The following is a 17,884-nucleotide window of genomic DNA, read 5'->3' as shown; positions in this document are numbered from 1 at the left end:
CGGAACCATACGCGCTCATGCGATCTCGGGCTTGTACCCTACGCGAAAGCCTCCCCAATGCTTGCCATTGACGTACACCGGTACGGAAAGATCATGCATGATCTCTCCGGTATCGCGCTTGTAGGTCTGCAACAGCAGCGGCTTCTCGTGCGCCCCGCAACGGCTGCCGGTGGGATCGTCGTAGATGCGCTTGCTGCGGCTCAGCTTCAGGTCGTGCTCGTAATCCCCGTTGGGCGGTTCGCTGACATGGCGATTGTGCGTCGGTACGTACCCTCGGCGGTCGGTGCTGATCGCGTAGGCGAGCCCCTGAGCGGTGAGCAACGGCTCCTGCACGTCGGGAAAGTGCCGATCGGTGTAATCGTCGAATGCGGTACGATACTGCACGGGATTGGTGCCCGGCACTGGCCGGTAGTCGGGGTCGAACAAGCCACGCGCATCGATCTCGCCGCGCTGCACGCCCGCTTCGAGCAGCTTGCCGACCTGCGCCGCGGCCTGACGTGCGGCGACCAGCACCTGCTGGTGACGGCCCTCCAGGCGTTGCTGCGCCAGAGCGCCGTCGACCCCCTCGGCCGCTTGCATTAGCGAGCGGGCTTGTCCCGCCAGGCCGTGCATGTCGCGATTGCCCTGTTCGGTCTCGTCTTCCAGGGTGGTCAGCGTTCCGGCGACGCGCTGGGTATGCCGGTTGGTGTCCTCCATGCCATCGGCGATGGAGCGGATCTCGCTCTCGACCCGATCGAAGTCGCCGGTCATGCTGGTGAGCTGCTCGCCCACCTTGCCCATTTCCTTGGCACGGTCACCGACCCGCTGCATCAGGTGGCCGATGGTATCCACCACACGATGGCTGCTGTCCCCAATATCTCCGACCAGTTCCTCCACGTTGCGCGTGGCGTCCGACGTTCGCCCGGCCAGTTCGCGCACCTCGCCGGCCACCACGGCAAAGCCACGCCCGTGCTCGCCGGCTCGCGCCGCCTCGATGGACGCATTGAGCGAGAGCAAATTGGTCTGCTCGGCGATCTCCTCGATCAACGACGTCACATGGCGCACCCGGTCGGCTTTCTCGCCCAGTAGATTGAGCAGCTCCAGGGCTTCCTCGGAACGATCCGCCAAGGCCTGCATTTCCTGAATCACCTGGTCCAGCGATTCGCGACTGACGTGGCTGGCGTCGCGCGAACGGCTCGCCAGCGCCGCGACATTGCCGGCGCTGGAAGCCACCTGCTCGATCGCCGAGGTGATGGCCGCCATGCTCGAGGAAGCCTCACGCACGATCTCTTCCTGGCGATCCAGGCGGCGGTCCATCTGATCGGCATGGTGGGAGACTTCCGCCGAGGCAATGGCGGTGTTGCTCGCTTGTTCGATCAGGCCATGGGCCATGCGACGTAGGGAAAGATAGTCGCGGGTCATGGGCAACCAGGCCGAAATGCGCCCGCTTTCCAGGCGCTCTGCACTGGCGGAGAAGATGGTCATCATTCCGGTGAGTGCCAGTAGCGCCCCGGCAGCGCCCCCTATGGCAAGCATGATGGCCCCCACAACGCCCGCTTCGGCAATGACAAGGAGAATCGAGCCGATACCCAGCAGTACCAGGCCGGCCAGTGCGATCAGAATCTGCATGACACGTCTCTTTTGTTGTCGATGTCGCGACAAGCTTACCGTGTCAGAACGATGACCCCCTTAGCACTTTGGACTGTCAGACCAAAGCCTAGTCTGACTTAGGCGTCTGAAAGATAAGGCATTCCCGACTCCCTGCCATGGCCATCGACCGGCCGGCCATGACAGGGAGTCCTGCGATCAGCGCTGGCTGGCAAGCAATGCTTGATCGAGGTCAGCGAGGATGTCATCGATGTGTTCGATGCCGATCGACAGGCGAACCATATCGGGCGTCACACCGGCAGCCTTGAGCTCCTGATCGTTGAGCTGACGGTGCGTGGTAGCCGCGGGTATGGAGGAACAGGTCTTGGCATCGCCGATATTGACCAGGCGTAGAATCATGTTCAGCGCATCGTAGAACCTTGCACCCGCCTCTCTGCCGCCCTTGATGCCGAAGCTGAGAATCCCGGAGGCATGACCGCCCATGTACTTGCGTGCCAGCTCGTGGTCCTTGTGACTGGACAGGCCGGCATACTGTACCCAGGTGACGGACGGATGCGAGTCGAGAAAGTCGGCCACGCGGCGGGTATTGTCGCTGATGCGCTCGATGCGCAGCGATAGCGTCTCCAGCCCCTGCAACAGGTTCCACGCCGCCTGAGCCGAGAGCGCGGCTCCCATGTTGCGCAGCGGCACCACCCTGGCTCGGCCGATGAAAGCGGCCTCCCCCAAATCACGCGTGTAACAGACACCGTGATAGGACACGTCCGGCTCGTTGAGCAGCGGGAAACGTTCGGGGTGGTCGGCCCAGGGAAACCGGCCGGAATCGACGATCACACCGCCCACGGTGGTACCGTGACCGCCGATGTACTTGGTGGCCGAATGAATGACGATATCGGCACCGTGCTCGATGGGACGCCACAGAAAAGGTGTCGGCACGGTATTGTCGACGATGACCGGCACGCCATGCCGATGAGCGATTTCGGCCAGGCGTTCTAGATCGACGACGCCGCCCGAAGGGTTGCCGACTGTCTCGCAGAATACCGCTTTGGTTCGCTCGTCGATGAGCGCCTCGATACCGGCCGGGTCGTCCTTGTCGGCAAACCGCACGTCGATGCCCTGGCGCGGCAAGGTATGGGCGAAGAGGTTGTAGGTACCGCCGTAGAGCTCGCTGATCGAGACGATATTGTCGCCGGCTTCGGCAATCGTCTGGATGGCATAGGTGATGGCCGCCATCCCCGAAGCCACCGCCAGGCCCGCGATACCTCCCTCCAGCGCCGCCACACGCTGTTCGAGTACCGCACAGGTGGGATTCATGATGCGCGAATAGATGTTGCCCTCGACCTTGAGATCAAAGAGATCCGCCGCATGCTGGGCATCATCGAAAGCGAATGACGTGGTCTGGTGGATGGGCACCGCAACGGCCTTCTGCTCGTCGGGGGCATAGCCGTGGTGCAAGGCGATGGTTTCGGGTCTCATGGAAAATCCTCGTTGATCGGTCGCTTCGATGCTAGCCAAGTCTCAACCCGCAGACCAATATCGTTTAGTCTGGTAAGGTCTCGCGGGCCATGACGCCCCTCCCTTTCTACCACCGACGAACGCGGATGCTGAAACGCCACCTGCCGATTCTGAGCTGGCTACCCCATTACAATCGCCGATTGTGCGGCGCCGACCTGCTGGCCGGTGTCATCGTCACCGTGATGGTCATCCCTCAGTCGCTGGCGTACGCCATCCTGGCCGGTCTGCCCGCTGAGGTCGGGCTCTATGCCAGCCTGCTCCCGTTGCTCGCCTACGCTCTGCTCGGCACCAGTCGAACGCTGGCCGTGGGTCCGGTCGCCATCGTCGCGCTGATGACCGGGACGGCCCTGGCAAAGGTAGCAACACCGGGCACGCCCGAATACCTGCACGCGGCGCTGGTACTGTCGCTGCTCTCCGGGCTGATGCTCATCGCCATGGGACTCCTGCGCATGGGCTTTCTGGCCAACTTCCTCAGCCACCCGGTGATCGGCGGCTTTCTCTCGGCGTCCGGCATCCTCATTGCGGCCAGTCAGGCCGGCCACCTGTTCGGCATCGACGTCGATGCTGCTGGCTTGTTGCCGCACCTTGCCGAGATCGGCCGGGATTTGCCCCAACTGCACGCTCCGACCTTCGCCATCGGTATCGGCACCCTGCTGTTTCTGCTGTTCATGCGACGCTACGGCTCACCGTTACAGCAGAAGCTCGGGGTCCCGACCCGGCTGGCGGAGCTGCTCACCCGGGCCGGGCCCGTGCTAGCGGTGACCGTCACCACGTCGCTCGCTTGGCAGTTCGATCTTGCCCGGCATGGCGTAGCCGTCATCGGTGACATTCCCCGCGGCTTGCCTCCGATCACCCTGCCGCAGTTCGATGCGTCGCTATGGCGGGGCCTGCTCGTGCCTGCCTTCCTGATCAGCGTGGTGGGGTTCGTCGAGTCCGTGTCCATGGGTCAGATGCTGGCTGCCCGACGGCGCGAACGTATCTCGCCCAACCAGGAGCTCCTCGGCCTGGGAGGCGCCAACCTGGCAGCAGCCTTCTCAGCAGGCATGCCGGTCACCGGTGGGCTGTCACGCACCGTCATCAACTACGATGCTGGCGCTCGCTCTCCCATGGCGGGAATGTTCGCGGCGGCGGGCATTGCCCTGGTCACGCTGTTCTTCACGCCGCTGCTGTATCATCTGCCCATCGCGACCCTGGCAGCCACCATCACCGTATCGATCCTGACACTGGTGGACATGCCGATGATCCGCCAGACCTGGCGCTATTCGCGTAGCGATTTTTCCGCCATGGCCGTGACCATCGTGCTGACCCTGGGAGAGGGCGTCGAAGCCGGCATCATAGGGGGCGTCGCTCTCTCCATCGGCCTGTTTCTGTACCGAACCAGCCGCCCTCACAGTGCCCTGGTGGGCCGAATCCCCGGCACCGAGCACTTTCGCAACGTGGTACGCCACGACACCGAGACCAGCTCTCACCTGGCACTGCTGCGCATCGACGAAAGCCTGTATTTCGCCAATGCCCGCTACCTGGAAGACACCGTCTACGACCTGGTGGCCACGCACCCCGAGCTGGAACACGTCGTCGTGATCTGCTCTGCCGTCAACTTGGTCGATGCCTCGGCCCTGGAAAGCCTCGATGCCATCAATGCCCGACTCAAGGATTCCGGCGTCACCCTGCACCTGGCCGAGGTGAAAGGGCCGGTGATGGACCAACTGAAACGCAGTGATTTTCTGGATGCCATGACGGGACGCGTCTTTCTCAGCACCTATGCCGCATGGCGTGAGCTGGCCAACCCGTCGCAATGAGCTGCGCCGGCAATGACGTCAGTACCCGACTTTGGTTATGCTGTTCGACAAATATCAGGAATGTCGACAAAGGATGGCATCCCCATGGATCACGCCCCGCGCCAGAACCTGGGCATCAGCGCCTATCACTCGTTGAAACGCGACATCATTCGCGGCGTCTTCCAGCCCGGCCAGAAGCTTCTAATGAGCCGGTTGAAGGAGCGCTACGAGCTGGGCATCGGCCCACTTCGTGAAGCCTTGTCGCAACTGGTTGCCGAACGGCTCGTCGTCGCGATCAGTCAGCGTGGCTACCGAGTGGCTCCGATGTCGCTGGCCGAGCTGGCCGATCTCTACGATGCCCGCGCCCAACTGGAAGGGCTGATTCTGCGGCTGGCCATCGAACGCGGTGACGATGCCTGGGAAGCGGCAATTCTTGCCACCGCACACACACTCGCCAAGGTGGTGGAGGTCAATACGTCCGACGAACGCCTCGACGTCTGGGACACGCGCCACAAGGCCTTCCATACGGCCATCGCCAGTGGCTGCGAATCGCCGCATCTGCTTCAGCTGCGCCAGAGCCTGTTCGATCAGGTCGAGCGCTATCGCCATCTGTGGTTACGGGAAACCGCCCTCTCCGAAGCAGCACTGGAAGGCAAGCGCCGCGAACACGCAGCTCTGGTCGACATCATCCTCCGCCGCGATGCCGACGGGGCCGCGCGCATGATGCGCGATCACCTCATGACGCCGGTACCGATCATTACCGAAGTCATGCAGCGCCAGGGCATCGCCTGAGGCCAGCCCCACCAACGCCATCCACCGGCATGTCACGAGACCGTCACCGACTTCGAGGAGACTGCAAGGTGACAAGTCAGGTTAGGCTCCATATCTTATGGGTATGGACCGACCGCTTCGCTAACCGGTCTCGCCCAACGGAGACGACGACATGCCCCACTTACTGCGGTTTTCCCGGGAACTCGAAACCCGCCTCGAACGGCTGAGCCAACGGACCGGTTTGAGCAAGGCAGAGCTGATTGAGCGCTGTGTCACCATGGGCCTGGCCGAACTCGAGGCGCCGCTGCTTCTGGAAGGCGCTTCTCAGCCCCGCCTGTCGAATGCGCCCACCCTCGATCAGGTGCTGCGCGAGAGCGGCCTCGGAGCCTGATTCACTCGACTGATGGCTTCATGAGAACCGGCGGCGAAAGCGACGGTAGTCACTCAGGGCGCGCTCGGCCGAGCGGGCAACGAGGTGCACCGTCTGCCCCGGCACGTACTGAGCGAGGCGTGCCGCCGCCAGCGGCGTCAGAGCTCCAAGCCGGGGATAGCCACCGATGGTCTGCCGGTCGTTGAGCAAGGCGATCGGCTGGCCATCCGGCGGTACCTGAACGGCACCGAGCCCCAGTCCTTCCGAAATCATCGTGTCGATTCGGCAGCGCAATGTCGGACCTCTCAAACGCACGCCCATGCGATCGGCCCGGTCATCGACACGCCATTCGGCATTGAAGGCCGCGTGCAGGCTGGCTGCATGAAAGTCGGCGATCTGCGCACCGGGGAGCAGTGCCAGGCGGCTTACCGCCGCATAGTCAGGCCGTGCCTCATCGGGCACATGCGGTGCGGGAACATCGGGTGTCCTCGGCGAAACCCGAAGGTCGTCTCCTTCTGCCAGGCGATGACCATGACCGTCATGACCGCCGATCCCCTCACGCACCACGCATGCGCAGCTACCCAAAACCGGCTCGGCAGCGAAACCGCCGGCCACGGCCAGATAGGCACGCAGGCCGCAGCGAGGCGTATCGAATGTCAAGCGCTGGCCTTCGCGGACTCTGACACGCTGCCACAGGGGCAAGGGCTCGCCATCCAGGGTGGCGCCAAGGTCGGCACCCGCCACGGCCAACGTCAGATCGCGACTCACGGCCAGCGACAGACCGCCGAAAGTGATTTCCAAGGCGGCCGTCCCCCAGGGGTTGCCAGCGAGGTGATTGGCCCAGGCCCAGGCATGCACGTCAGCCGGACCACCCTGCGTCACCCCGAGCCGCCGTACGCCGAAACGCCCCGCGTCTTGCAGTAGAGCCAGAGGACCGGAGCGGATGACATGTAGTCCGATAACGGTATATTCATTGCCCATCAGGCGTCCTCCCGCATCGGAGTGACATCACCGCCCTGGCTCTCGAAGGTTTCCTCGTCCACGGGGACGAACCGCACTCGGTCACCCACCTGCAGCAGACTGAAACCGTCGCGATGGCGATCGAACAGCCTCGCCGTGGTGCGCCCCAGCAGGTTCCAGCCGCCGGGCGTGACGGCCGGATAGGCTGCCGTCTGGCGCCCGGCGATGGCGACGCTGTTCATCGGCACCCGCTGGCGAGGCGTCTCGAGTCGCGGCACCTCGAGACGCTCGTCCAGCAGCCCCATGAAGGCGAATCCCGGCGCGAACCCCAGAGCAAATACCCGATAGGTGGTACCTGCATGACACTCGATCACCTGATCGATGGACAGGCCCGCATGGTCCGCCACTCGTGGGAGATCCGGACCCACACAGGTGTCGTACCAGGTGGGCAGATCGCTAACCTGGCCGCCGTCGCCCTCCTCGTCGGGCGTCAACTCCTGCAGCAGCTCGACCAGGCGATGGCGGGCTTGCGAAGGTGACAGCTGCAACGGATCGAAAACCACCAGCAGCGTGGTATAGGAAGGCACCAGGTCCACCAGCGCCCGTCCGAATGCCGCTTCGCAGCGACGCGACAATGCGGTCAACCACAGCAGGTTGCGTTCGTCGATACGTTCGAACACGCGCACCAACCAGCCATCCAGACCGGCCGACTCGATGCGCGGCAGTTTCGACTCGACCATCACGAGGCGCTCTCGTCCAGCGCCTCGAGCGCTTGTCGAATCGACTTGACCGCGGCGATCGACTCGGGGTTGTCGCCATGCACGCACAGCGTATCGGCCATCAGCACCAGCTCACTGCCATCGCTGGCCGAAAGCGGCTGGCCGCGCGCGATACGCAGTGCCTGATCCACGATCACTTGCGGATCGTGATGCACCGCTCTGGGTTCGCGTCGCGACACCAGCCGGCCTTCGCCGTCATAGGCGCGGTCAGCGAATGCCTCGAACCATAGGGTGACACCGTGTCGCTGTGCCATGTCGCTAGGCGGGGAAGTATCGCGAGTTGCCATGGTCATCAACGGCAACGCCGGATCGAAAGCCAAGATCGCCCGCATCACCGCACTCATGATCTCCGGGTCCCGCGCCATGTCGTTATAGAGTGCTCCATGCGGCTTCACGTAGCCGACTTCGATTCCCTCCGCACGGCACAGCCCCGCCAGAGCGCCGAGCTGATAAAGCACTAGGTTCTCGATCTCCTCGGCCGAGCAGGCCATCGAACGGCGCCCGAATCCGACTAGATCGGGATAGGCCGGATGCGCGCCGACCCTGACACCATGCTTGCGCGCCAGGCGCAGAGTCATTCGGATCACGTCGGGATCGGAGGCATGGAACCCGCAGGCGACATTGGCCAGGTCGATATGGGGCATCACCTCATGATCCATCCCCATCGTCCAGGGGCCGAAGCTCTCGCCCATGTCGGCATTGAGTTGCAATTTCGGCATCGTCATCTCCCAGTGTGCCACAACCTCAATTTATCAATAATTTGACAATAAAGCATGATCAAATAGGATAAAAAACGTTGAGGCATCGTATGCGCGTGACATGGCATCTCGGCCGTGCGGCGCTATGCTCTAACCGCCACGATGTGCGAATCGACAACAACACCGTCAAAGAGGATTCACCGATGATCGCAAAGACACCGCTGTGGGCCGGTACTGCAGCTGCCCTCTGTGTCAGCCTAGCCACCTCCGTGACCACTGCCCAGGCCGCCACGGAGTGGGACATGCCCACCCCCTACGGTGACCGTACCTTCCATACCGTGAATATCCGCGAGTTCGCCGATGATGTTCGTGAACGCACCGATGGCGAGCTGGACATCACCGTTCATTCCAATGGCTCGCTGATCGGACATCCCGAAATCAAGAATTCGGTAAGACGCGGCACCGTGCCGATCGGTGAGCTGATCATGTCGCGGCTGGCCAACGAGAACCCCATCTTCGAGGTCGACTCCGTTCCCTACCTGGCCGCCAGCTACGATGAGGCGGAGGCGCTCTGGGAGGCCTCCCGCGAGGTCATCAGCGAGGAACTCAGCGAACAGGGCCTGCGCATTCTATTCGCAGTTCCCTGGCCACCGCAGGGTATCTATACCCAGCAGGAACTCACCGGCCCCGACGACCTGCGCAACCTGAGCATGCGCGCCTACAACGCTGCCAGCGAGCGTCTCGCCCAGTTGGCGGATGCCGTACCCACCCAGGTCGAGGTCCCGGACATCCCCACCGCCTTCAGCACCGGCCGAGTGGACGCCATGATCACCTCACCTGCCACTGGCGCCGACACCAAGGCCTGGGACTATCTGAGCCACTTCAATCATGCTCAGCTGTGGTTGCCCAAGAACATGGTGATCGTCAGCGAGCAGGCCTTCTCACGCCTCGATGAAACCACCCGGCAGGCCGTTCTCGAAGCGGCGGAAGAAGCCGAGGCGAGAGGCTGGGAGATGAGCCGCCAGGAAACCGACGAAGCCATCGCCGTACTCGAAGAGAATGGCATTCAGGTGAGCGAACCCACGCCGCAATTGGCCGAGTTGCTCGGCGAAATCGGCGAGACCATGACCCGCGAATGGGTTGAACGTGCCGGCGACCAGGGCCAAACCATCCTGGACGCCTACGAAGCCGCTCGCCAGTAATCCGCTCCGGTCCCGGGCTCCCCCGGGACCGAGCCGACCGACCCTCACGGTAACTTTGCCATGCGCTATCGACTCAGACCGCTCTACAACCTGGGCGGTTATCTTTCTGCCACCTGCCTGTGCCTGATCTGCGCCCTGATCACGGCACAGATCGCAGGTCGTATCATCGACCGCATCGCCATCGAGCTGGGTGGCGGGCGCATCGGCCTGTCGATCCCGGGGCTCGCCCAAATCTCGGGCTATCTGCTGGTGGGAGCCAGTTTCATGGGGCTGGCCTATGCGTTCATCAATGGCAGCCACATCCGGGTGACCCTGCTCATCGGTCGGCTTCGCCCCAGGCTACGCGTCTTCTTCGAGGTGTTCTGCCTCAGCGTTGCGATGGCGTTGTCCCTGTACCTCGCCTGGAACCTCTATTGGCTACTGGCCGACAGTATCGCTTTCAACGAAACGTCATATGGCCTGATCAATATCCCGCTGTGGATTCCCCAGTCGGTCATGCTGACTGGCGTGCTCCTGCTCTGCCTGGCCTTGATCGAGACCTGGGTGGCCACGCTGATCACCGCGGTGACCCACCCTGCCAGTTTCACCATCGACGACACGGGCCACGAGTGAGCCGGGAGACGTTACCATGCTGACGATGATGCTCGTTCTGTTCGTGATCCTGCTGTTGCTCCTCGGCAGCGGCGTATGGGTCGCCTTCTCGCTGATGGCACTGGGCTGGATCGGCCTCTCCCAGTTCACCAGCATTCCCACCGGCAACGTGATGGCCTCGAACGTTTGGGGCTCCAGCTACAGCTGGGAACTGACCGCCCTGCCCATGTTCATCTGGATGGGCGAAATCCTCTTCCGCTCGCGTCTCGCCGACGACATGTTCACCGGCCTGTCTCCCTGGATGCAACGCATTCCCGGGCGCCTGCTGCACACCAATGTGGTGGGCTGCGGTCTGTTCGCCGCCGTCTCGGGATCATCGGCGGCCACCTGCGCCACCATGGGCAAGATGACCCTACCCGAGCTGACGCGTCGCGGCTACGACGAGCGCCTCGTCATCGGCAGCCTCGCCGGGTCGGCCACGCTGGGCCTGCTGATTCCCCCGTCGATCATCCTGATCGTATTCGCGGTGGCCACCGACCAATCGATCGCTCGCCTGTTCATTGCCGGCGTCTTTCCGGGGTTGATGCTGATCGGCCTGTTCGCCATCTATATCATGATCTGGGCCTGGCGCTTCCCCTACCGTGTCCCTGCGGCGGAGCCGGGCGTCCCACTAGGCGAGAAGCTGCGTCGCTCGCGGCGGCTCGTTCCCATGCTGGCCCTGATCGTGGGAGTCATCGGTTCCATCTATGCCGGGCTGGCTTCCCCGACCGAAGCCGCCGCCGTCGGCGTGGTGCTGTCGCTACTGCTGGCTCGCGTGCAGGGCAGCATGAACGGCCCCGTATTCCGCGATGCCTTGCTCGGGGCCGTGCGCACCTCGATCATGATTGCTTTCATTCTGGCCGGCGCCTCCTTCCTGACGGCCGCGATGGGCTTTACCGGGCTGCCGCGTGACCTGGCCGCCTGGATCGCAGCCATGGAGCTCTCGCCGTGGATGCTGCTCGCTGCACTGACTCTGTTCTTCATCGTGCTCGGCTGCTTCCTGGATGGCATCTCCGTGGTCGTACTGACCACATCGATCATGCTGCCGATGGTCGAGGCCGCCGGCATCGACCTGATCTGGTTCGGCATTTTTCTGGTGATCGTCGTCGAAATGTCGCAGATCACCCCGCCAGTCGGGTTCAATCTCTTCGTCCTGCAAGGCATGACGGGGCGCGACATCCTCAGCATCGCCTGGGCGGCCATGCCTTTCTTCCTGCTGATGATGCTGGGTGTCATCCTCATCACCCTGTTTCCGCAGATCGTCACCTTCCTGCCCGAAGCCATGGGGAACCGCTGATGACCCTGGATACGCTCGATAGAACGCGCCGTCCGGCCCGAAGTCCCATCGTCTCCTCCGAACACCTGTCACGCAGCGCTCAGGAGCAGTCGGAATTCGAATTCGGCTTGATCATCGCCGGCCACGCCTTCAACCGCTGGATGGTGCGCTGCATGACCGCCACCGGTTATCCGGAGCTGGGCTCGCTGGACGTACTGGTGCTGCATGGCGTCAATCACCGCGAACGTGCCAAGCGCCAGGCCGACATCTGTCTGGTCCTGAACGTGGAAGACACGCATACCGTGACCTATGCACTCAAGAAGCTGGCCAAGCTGGAGCTGGTGGGTGGTGAAAAGCACGGCAAGGAGACCTTCTTTCGCACCACGGCGAAAGGACGCGACGCCTGCACCCGCTATGCCGAGATTCGCGAGGCCTGCCTGGTGGACTCACTGGCCTCGCTGGGCATCGAACCCGAGGAGACGCACCGCATCGCCGGCATGCTGCGCGCCATGTCGGGGCTTTACGACCAGGCCGCACGTGCGGCGGCATCGCTATGAGCCTCCCGGGGTCAGCGGCTGGCCGCTGATGACGTGGGAGACTTGCCGGCCAGTGCCGCACGCGGGTCACGGGGATAGAATCTCTCGGGCAGACGCTGCACGTGGGCAAAGAAACGGGTGTCCTTGTAGGGCATCTTCATGAAGCCGGAAACGCCCAGCCCGGTGATCTGGTCTACGGCAGCCAGAATGTCATCCAGGCGACGACGAAATTCCGCCTCTCGCGATGGGTCGAGCAGGCGATAATAGCTGTGGATCTTGAGATGCTGAGGCAGCGCCTCGAAGATGATCATGCCGGTATGGTGGATCTCGTTGAGCGCTTCCAGCGATGCGATGATGGCCTCAGGCAGCACCAGAAACTCTTCGGGATCGGGCCCGTCCTCGAAATAGCTGTGCAGCCGCGAACGGTCTTCCAGTTCCGGTACCGCACTCACCTCGTAGCGCAGCCGCATGCCCGACTCGAGACAGAACGGCTCGTCAGGGCCGTCACGATCCAGGTGAAGGGTATCGCGGGCGTTGAACAGGCAGCTCTTGAAGATCCCCTGACGGTAGATGGCACGCGCCAGGTTGACCATGTTGTTCACCGCCGCCACGAATGCCGGCTTGAGCGCCGGGTCGTGTAGATTGAGCGAGGTGTCGATATAGACGCCTTCGGCTTCCCAGCGCACGGCAAGTCCCCCAACGACGGGATACTTACCGAGTCGGCTGACGGCCGCCAGAAAGGCCTTCTCGGTTTCGCCCATGCCCTGCATGAAGTTCTTGTAGTAGCGGTCGAGCTGGACGTCGTTGACGTCGTTGAGCGTCTCTTCGCCGCCCTCCTCGCGCAGGAAGGCCTTGCGCGAGCTGTAGACCACGGTATCGATCTCGCGACTCGAAGGACGCACCCAGGCCGGTACCAGCGGTGCTTCCGGGGGCTCCGGAAGGTCGATCATCACCGTCCGGGCGATGCGCGGCATTTCGCTGACGAAATGATCGCCAGCCCGACGCCGGGTGTCGGGATCGGAATCGAGCATACCGTCGAGCATGCGCGCGAATTCCCTGGGCAGGCCCAGCGAGGTGGCCGGAATCGCCCGACACCCGAAGCGACACGATTGAGCCGAGGCGAGCGCATAGAGGGTACCGGCGGTGCCCTGCTCATCGAAACGCGGCGACGAAAGCGCACCATTCAGCTGCTCCTCGCCGATGAAATAGACGTCGCCCAGCCGCGCATTGGTCTGCTGCAGATTGTCCGACATCAGTTCCATGACGCTGGCGGACACGAACTGCAGGTTGGCGTCCAGTTGGGCGAACACCGAGGACCCCCAGTCGATCAACGCCACCGTCTCGCGCCGGGTGTCGAAAACCAGATTGGAGGGCTTGATGTCACCGTGGACGATGGGCTTGCCGGCGGGGCCGGATTCACGGCGCAGGGCACACAGGATATCGGCGATCTGAGCGGCGATACGCACGATCAGCCGCGGCGAGAGGCGCCCCTCCTGGAGCGAAACCTCCTCGAGATTCAGCCCCGGCGCGCGTTCCATCGCCAGAATGGATTGGCTACGCACCCGCTGGAAAGCGATCAGTCTGGGCACCCGCGGATGATCGACCTGCTCCAGCATGAAGGCCTCTTCCTCCAGGCGGTCCTGAAGGTGCTGGGGCAGGTTGACCCGGGTGAACTTGAAGACGTACTCCTCCCCGTGAGCGGTGACGCCGGCGAAGACGAAACCATAGGCGCCCTTGCCGATCAGCTCGATGTCCCGGTAGCCCAGCTGCTCCAGCTGGGCCTGGCACAGCGCCACCCACTCCTTGAGCTTGCGAGCGTCATCGTGACTGAGCAGGTAGATCGACTGCTCTTCCGGAATATAGAACTGCTGCAGGGACGCCTGGGTCATGGCCCCTCCCTAACCGAGGTGCAGGAGCATCGTCTCGGGCGCCTCCAGATAGCCCTTCCAGGCATTGCAGAAGCGTGCAATGGTGCCGCCGTCGATGACCCGGTGGTCGCCGGCCCAGGTTACGGTCATGATCGCCCGCTTGACCACCCGATCTTCCACATCGAAACGCGGCAGCCACTGGATCTTGCCGATAGCGACGATCGCCAGTTCGGGCGCATTGATGATCGGAGCCGCGTAGGTGCCCCCCAGCGCCCCGATGTTGGAAACGCTGATCGTGCCGCCCTTGAGGTCGGCCTGATCGACACGCCCCTCGCGAGCGGCCGCGGTCAACCGCTCGACCTCGCGGGCCACGTCGAGCAGCGTGCGCCGTTCCACGTGCTTGACGTTGGGTACCAGCAGGCCGGCCCGGCTATCTACCGCCATGCCCACATTGACTGTCGAGAGGTAGTGGATCTCACTGGCGTCGCCATCGAGTCGCGCGTTGAGGATCGGCGCCTCGTCGATCGCCAGTGCCATCGCCTTCATGAAGAAGGGCATCAACGTGAGCCGGGTACCTTTCGCTTCGGCCTGGGGCTTCAAACGCTCGCGCAGGGCCAGCAGCTCGGTGACGTCGATCTCCTCGCCATACTGGAAGTGAGGGATCGTGCTGGCAGCCTCCACCATGCGCCTGGCCATCACCGCCCGCACGCCGCGCAACGGCTCCACGCGCACCTCGCCGACCTCGCTCTCGCCGGACGCCGCGACGGGAGCCGTGGCCTCGGCGCGCTCTGCCGTTAGCCCCTGTGCCGCGCCTTCCTCCAGATAGCGCAGCACGTCCTCCTTGAGCACGCGCCCCTGCTTGCCGGTACCGGGTACCTCCCCGAGTGCCAGGCCGTGCTCGCGCAACAAACGGCGTACCGCAGGAGCGGCGGGGATACGCCCATAGGGCCCGTACCCCGCAGCCTCAGGGCGCGGTTCGATCGGCTGGCGCTGGGCCGGAACGCTCTCCGCTGGCTCTGCCGTACGCTGCGGCGAGGCCGTACTCGCCGGCTCGTCGGCGGCGCTGTCCGGCACATAGGCGAACAGCGGCGCATGCACCCTGGCCACCTGGCCCTGAGGCACGTGCAGCTGGCTCACCCGGCCACTTTCCGGAGCGGTGATCTCCACCAGCGCCTTGTCGGTCATGACATCGACCACGGGTTGATCCTCGGCGATACGTTCGCCCTCCGCGATCCGCCACTCCACCACCTCGCATTCGACGATGCCCTCGCCGATATCGGGGAGGATGAAGTCCTTGGCCGGTGCGTCCGACGCGCCGGCAGCCGACGTCGCTTCGGACTCCGGGGCCAATGCCGGCTCGGCCGCCGGGGCACTTGCCGCTGCCTCGCCATTGCCGTCCGCCGGTTCGTAGGCGAACAGCGGCGCGTGCACCTTGGCCACCTCGCCCTTGGGCACGTAAAGCTTGGTGATGCGCCCTGCCTCCGGAGCCGTGATCTCGACCAGCGCCTTGTCGGTCATCACCTCGACCACGGGCTGGTCCTCCTCGATGACGTCGCCTTCCGCGACACGCCATTCGACGATCTCGCATTCCACGATACCTTCGCCGATATCGGGCAGCATGAAATCACTCATCTTGCGTCTCCTGTCCTGATATCGGTGCTCAGAATTCCACGCTGGCGCGGATGGCTTCGAAAACCTTGAGGTGGTCCGGCATGTACTCCTTCTCCAGCGTGAGCGGGAAGGGAGTATCCAGGCCGGTCACCCGCGCGATGGGCGATTCCAGGTACAGGAAGCAACGCTCCTGAATGGCTGCGGCGATCTCGCCAGCAAAGCCGCCGGTACGCGGCGCCTCGTGACTGACCAGCAGTCGGCCGGTCTTGAGCACGGACTCCGCCACGGTGTCCTCGTCCCAGGGCAGGATGGAACGCAGGTCGATCACCTCGCAGGAAATCCCCGATTTTTCTGCCTGCTCGACGGCGCGGTCGATGACTTCCATCTGGGCGCCCCAGCCGAGCACGGTGATGTCGGTGCCCTCCTTGGTCACCTCGGCCTCGCCGATGGGCAACTGGTAGTCGTCGTCCGGTACCTCGCCGGTGGAAGCGCGGTAGAGCCGCTTCGGCTCGAAGAAGAGCACCGGGTCGGGATCGCGGATCGCCGAGAGCAGCAGGCCCTTGGCCTGGTAGGGATTGCGCGGTATCACGACCTTGAGCCCGGGGGTATGCGCGAAGTAGGCCTCGGGAGACTGGGAGTGATAGAGGCCGCCGGAGATTCCGCCGCCGTAGGGCGTGCGGATGGTCAAGCCGCCGACGTTGAAGAGATCGCCGGAACGGAAGCGGAACTTGGCCGTTTCGTTGACGATCTGGTCGAAGGCCGGAAAGATGTAGTCGGCGAACTGGATCTCGGCCACCGGCACCGACCCCTGGGCGGCCAGGCCGTTGGCGAAACCGATGATGCCTTGCTCCACCAGCGGCGTATTGAAGCAGCGCGCCTTTCCATAGCGTTCCTGAAGATGGCTGGTGGCGCGGAAGACCCCGCCGAAGACGCCCACGTCCTCGCCGAAGCAGATCACTCGCTCATCCTCGGCCATGGCGATGTCCAGGGCATTGTTGATCGCCTGCAGCATGTTCATGGTCGGCATCTCAGGCTCCTCCCTGCTCATCATCGACCGACTTGCCGACGGCAGCCTCGGCGTGCACGTCCGGATCCAGCGAAAGGGCTCCCTTGGGGTAATCGTCGGGATAGCGACGGATATGGCGCTTGAGGTCATCGAGCTGACGCTGCAGGGTCGGAGTGACATCGGCATAGACATCGGTGACCAAGCTGTCGAGCGGCGGCGGCGGACGCTTCTCGGCGCGTTTCATGGTCTCCAGCACCTCGCGGCGCAGGTTCTCCTGGAGAGCCTTTTCTTCGTCGTCGCTCCACCAGCCCTTGCCATTCAACCAGCGGCGCATGCGCAGGATGGGATCCTTCTCGCGCCAGGCATCCTCCTCCTTGCGTGAGCGATAACCGGAAGGGTCGTCGGACGACGAGTGGGCGGCGAGCCGGTAGGTCATCGCCTCGATCAGCACCGGCTGATTCTTCTCTACGGCGATGGAGCGTGCCGCTTGGGTGGCACGGTAGACGGCGAGAACGTCGTTGCCGTCGACACGGATGGCGTGCATGCGATAGCCGAAGGCGCGCGGCGCGATCCCGTCGGCGGCGAACTGCTCATGCGCCGGCGTGGAGATGGCATAGCCGTTGTTGCGGCAGAAGAAGATCACCGGCACCTCGTGCACCGCCGCCATGTTGAGCGCGGCGTGAAAGTCGCCTTCCGAGGCGGCTCCCTCACCGAAGAAGGTGATGGTGCAGTGGCCCTCGCCGGCCAATTTCTGGCCGTAGGCGTAGCCCGTCGCCTGGGGAATTTGCGTCGCCAGCGGCGAGGAGATGGTCATGTAGTGCAGCTTGCGCGACCCGTAGTGGATCGGCATCTGACGTCCCTTGCCGTAGTCGAGTTCATTGCCGAACAGTTGGTTCATGAACTCGTCGTAGGTGAAACCGCGATAGGCCAGCGCGCCCTGCTCACGGTACTGCGCCATGATCATGTCGGCGTCGTCCAGCGCCGCCGTGGCACCGATCACCGCGGCCTCTTCACCGGTGCACTGCATGTAGAAAGAGAGCCGCCCCTGGCGCTGAGCCGCCATCATGCGCTCGTCGAGCACCCGTGTGACGAGCATGGCGCGGTACAGGCGTAGCGCCTTTTGCTGGTCTTCGTCGAGGTCGGGAACGTCGGCACCGTCGAACAGTGAGCCGTCCTGCCGCAGGAGCCGGTAGGTCGGGATATGAAACTCGTCGCCGGTCATGAAAGCCAGCGCATGGACGTCTTCTGTTGTTGTCATCTTCCTGGTCCTTGGGTGGTGGCAGGAAATACCGCCCCTCGT

Annotated in this window: 16 protein-coding genes; 7 read left to right on the top strand and 9 right to left on the bottom strand. The window is 63.7% G+C overall.

Annotated elements, in window-relative coordinates; genetic code table 11:
- Nucleotides 1–15 precede the first annotated feature (15 nt).
- Together GFD32_RS06285 and GFD32_RS06280 are read right to left on the bottom strand one after the other, a co-directional pair.
- On the bottom strand, nucleotides 16–1,608 hold the full coding sequence (locus GFD32_RS06285; RefSeq protein WP_240455561.1) for a methyl-accepting chemotaxis protein: 1,593 nt from the start codon (nucleotides 1,606–1,608) through the stop codon (nucleotides 16–18).
- Between the two features lie 177 nt (nucleotides 1,609–1,785).
- On the bottom strand, nucleotides 1,786–3,060 hold the full coding sequence (locus GFD32_RS06280; protein WP_163575703.1) for an O-acetylhomoserine aminocarboxypropyltransferase/cysteine synthase family protein: 1,275 nt from the start codon (nucleotides 3,058–3,060) through the stop codon (nucleotides 1,786–1,788).
- A 125-nt stretch (nucleotides 3,061–3,185) separates the two neighbouring features.
- Here GFD32_RS06280 and GFD32_RS06275 point away from each other — a divergent pair, with 125 nt between their 5' ends.
- From GFD32_RS06275 to GFD32_RS06265, 3 genes are all read left to right on the top strand, one after another.
- Entirely contained in the window at nucleotides 3,186–4,898 is a 1,713-nt protein-coding gene (locus GFD32_RS06275) for a SulP family inorganic anion transporter (RefSeq protein WP_163575702.1), read from the top strand.
- Between the two features lie 84 nt (nucleotides 4,899–4,982).
- Nucleotides 4,983–5,669 carry a DNA-binding transcriptional regulator CsiR gene (gene csiR / locus GFD32_RS06270; protein WP_163575701.1) on the top strand — a complete coding sequence of 229 codons (687 nt, stop codon included), beginning with the start codon at nucleotides 4,983–4,985 and terminating at the stop codon, nucleotides 5,667–5,669.
- Between the two features lie 151 nt (nucleotides 5,670–5,820).
- Complete coding sequence (locus tag GFD32_RS06265; protein WP_163575700.1) at nucleotides 5,821–6,039, top strand: hypothetical protein; 219 nt, start codon at nucleotides 5,821–5,823, stop codon at nucleotides 6,037–6,039.
- A gap of 18 nt (nucleotides 6,040–6,057) precedes the next feature.
- Here the strand turns inward: GFD32_RS06265 and GFD32_RS06260 are convergent, their stop codons facing one another.
- The 3 genes from GFD32_RS06260 to GFD32_RS06250 are packed head-to-tail and all read right to left on the bottom strand — an operon-like array spanning nucleotide 6,058 to nucleotide 8,476.
- Entirely contained in the window at nucleotides 6,058–6,999 is a 942-nt protein-coding gene (locus tag GFD32_RS06260) for a 5-oxoprolinase subunit C family protein (RefSeq protein WP_205599056.1), read from the bottom strand.
- Nucleotides 6,999–7,718: a 5-oxoprolinase subunit PxpB gene (pxpB, locus tag GFD32_RS06255; RefSeq protein ID WP_163575699.1), complete on the bottom strand. Its 720-nt coding sequence runs from the start codon at nucleotides 7,716–7,718 to the stop codon at nucleotides 6,999–7,001. The genes GFD32_RS06260 and pxpB overlap by 1 nt, the downstream gene beginning before the upstream one ends.
- Nucleotides 7,718–8,476, bottom strand: coding sequence for a 5-oxoprolinase subunit PxpA (locus tag GFD32_RS06250; RefSeq protein WP_163575698.1), 759 nt, complete (start codon nucleotides 8,474–8,476; stop codon nucleotides 7,718–7,720). Before GFD32_RS06250 ends, pxpB begins: the two co-directional genes overlap by 1 nt.
- A 182-nt stretch (nucleotides 8,477–8,658) precedes the next feature.
- Here GFD32_RS06250 and GFD32_RS06245 point away from each other — a divergent pair, with 182 nt between their 5' ends.
- The 4 genes from GFD32_RS06245 to GFD32_RS06230 are packed head-to-tail and all read left to right on the top strand — an operon-like array spanning nucleotide 8,659 to nucleotide 12,120.
- A complete protein-coding gene (locus tag GFD32_RS06245) occupies nucleotides 8,659–9,657 on the top strand; it encodes a TRAP transporter substrate-binding protein (protein ID WP_163575697.1) in 999 nt (332 codons plus the stop codon).
- A 60-nt stretch (nucleotides 9,658–9,717) separates the two neighbouring features.
- Nucleotides 9,718–10,269: a TRAP transporter small permease gene (locus GFD32_RS06240; RefSeq protein WP_163575696.1), complete on the top strand. Its 552-nt coding sequence runs from the start codon at nucleotides 9,718–9,720 to the stop codon at nucleotides 10,267–10,269.
- Nucleotides 10,270–10,285: 16 nt separating this feature from the next.
- On the top strand, nucleotides 10,286–11,584 hold the full coding sequence (locus GFD32_RS06235) for a TRAP transporter large permease (protein ID WP_163575695.1): 1,299 nt from the start codon (nucleotides 10,286–10,288) through the stop codon (nucleotides 11,582–11,584).
- Nucleotides 11,584–12,120: a winged helix DNA-binding protein gene (locus GFD32_RS06230; RefSeq protein WP_163575694.1), complete on the top strand. Its 537-nt coding sequence runs from the start codon at nucleotides 11,584–11,586 to the stop codon at nucleotides 12,118–12,120. Before GFD32_RS06235 ends, GFD32_RS06230 begins: the two co-directional genes overlap by 1 nt.
- 11 nt (nucleotides 12,121–12,131) lie before the next feature.
- On the opposite strand, the gene GFD32_RS06225 is transcribed toward GFD32_RS06230, so the two are convergent.
- From GFD32_RS06225 to GFD32_RS06210, 4 genes are read right to left on the bottom strand one after another with little or no spacing between them, the layout of a single operon-like run.
- Nucleotides 12,132–13,988 carry a protein kinase domain-containing protein gene (locus GFD32_RS06225; RefSeq protein ID WP_163575693.1) on the bottom strand — a complete coding sequence of 619 codons (1,857 nt, stop codon included), beginning with the start codon at nucleotides 13,986–13,988 and terminating at the stop codon, nucleotides 12,132–12,134.
- A gap of 9 nt (nucleotides 13,989–13,997) precedes the next feature.
- Nucleotides 13,998–15,599 (bottom strand): dihydrolipoyllysine-residue acetyltransferase, encoded by a 1,602-nt coding sequence (locus GFD32_RS06220; protein WP_163575692.1) that lies wholly within the window; start codon nucleotides 15,597–15,599, stop codon nucleotides 13,998–14,000.
- 28 nt (nucleotides 15,600–15,627) lie between these two features.
- On the bottom strand, nucleotides 15,628–16,605 hold the full coding sequence (locus tag GFD32_RS06215) for an alpha-ketoacid dehydrogenase subunit beta (protein ID WP_163575691.1): 978 nt from the start codon (nucleotides 16,603–16,605) through the stop codon (nucleotides 15,628–15,630).
- A 1-nt stretch (nucleotide 16,606) separates the two neighbouring features.
- On the bottom strand, nucleotides 16,607–17,842 hold the full coding sequence (locus GFD32_RS06210; RefSeq protein WP_163575690.1) for a thiamine pyrophosphate-dependent dehydrogenase E1 component subunit alpha: 1,236 nt from the start codon (nucleotides 17,840–17,842) through the stop codon (nucleotides 16,607–16,609).
- Nucleotides 17,843–17,884 lie beyond the last annotated feature (42 nt).

The organism is Halomonas faecis, from assembly GCF_010993975.1.
Classification (GTDB): Bacteria; Pseudomonadota; Gammaproteobacteria; order Pseudomonadales; family Halomonadaceae; genus Halomonas; species Halomonas faecis.
The sequence above is the reverse complement of the archived record's forward strand: the minus strand, read 5'-3'. Positions and strand labels throughout refer to the sequence as shown.

Bases quoted from the DNA above. Each gene is read 5' to 3' on its own strand.
- GFD32_RS06285 (WP_240455561.1), bottom strand. From the start codon at position 1,608: ATGCAGATTCTGATCGCACTGGCCGGCCTGGTACTGCTGGGTATCGGC.
- GFD32_RS06280 (WP_163575703.1), bottom strand. From the start codon at position 3,060: ATGAGACCCGAAACCATCGCCTTGCACCACGGCTATGCCCCCGACGAG.
- GFD32_RS06275 (WP_163575702.1), top strand. From the start codon at position 3,186: ATGCTGAAACGCCACCTGCCGATTCTGAGCTGGCTACCCCATTACAAT.
- csiR (WP_163575701.1), top strand. From the start codon at position 4,983: ATGGATCACGCCCCGCGCCAGAACCTGGGCATCAGCGCCTATCACTCG.
- GFD32_RS06265 (WP_163575700.1), top strand. From the start codon at position 5,821: ATGCCCCACTTACTGCGGTTTTCCCGGGAACTCGAAACCCGCCTCGAA.
- GFD32_RS06260 (WP_205599056.1), bottom strand. From the start codon at position 6,999: ATGGGCAATGAATATACCGTTATCGGACTACATGTCATCCGCTCCGGT.
- pxpB (WP_163575699.1), bottom strand. From the start codon at position 7,718: ATGGTCGAGTCGAAACTGCCGCGCATCGAGTCGGCCGGTCTGGATGGC.
- GFD32_RS06250 (WP_163575698.1), bottom strand. From the start codon at position 8,476: ATGCCGAAATTGCAACTCAATGCCGACATGGGCGAGAGCTTCGGCCCC.
- GFD32_RS06245 (WP_163575697.1), top strand. From the start codon at position 8,659: ATGATCGCAAAGACACCGCTGTGGGCCGGTACTGCAGCTGCCCTCTGT.
- GFD32_RS06240 (WP_163575696.1), top strand. From the start codon at position 9,718: ATGCGCTATCGACTCAGACCGCTCTACAACCTGGGCGGTTATCTTTCT.
- GFD32_RS06235 (WP_163575695.1), top strand. From the start codon at position 10,286: ATGCTGACGATGATGCTCGTTCTGTTCGTGATCCTGCTGTTGCTCCTC.
- GFD32_RS06230 (WP_163575694.1), top strand. From the start codon at position 11,584: ATGACCCTGGATACGCTCGATAGAACGCGCCGTCCGGCCCGAAGTCCC.
- GFD32_RS06225 (WP_163575693.1), bottom strand. From the start codon at position 13,988: ATGACCCAGGCGTCCCTGCAGCAGTTCTATATTCCGGAAGAGCAGTCG.
- GFD32_RS06220 (WP_163575692.1), bottom strand. From the start codon at position 15,599: ATGAGTGATTTCATGCTGCCCGATATCGGCGAAGGTATCGTGGAATGC.
- GFD32_RS06215 (WP_163575691.1), bottom strand. From the start codon at position 16,605: ATGCCGACCATGAACATGCTGCAGGCGATCAACAATGCCCTGGACATC.
- GFD32_RS06210 (WP_163575690.1), bottom strand. From the start codon at position 17,842: ATGACAACAACAGAAGACGTCCATGCGCTGGCTTTCATGACCGGCGAC.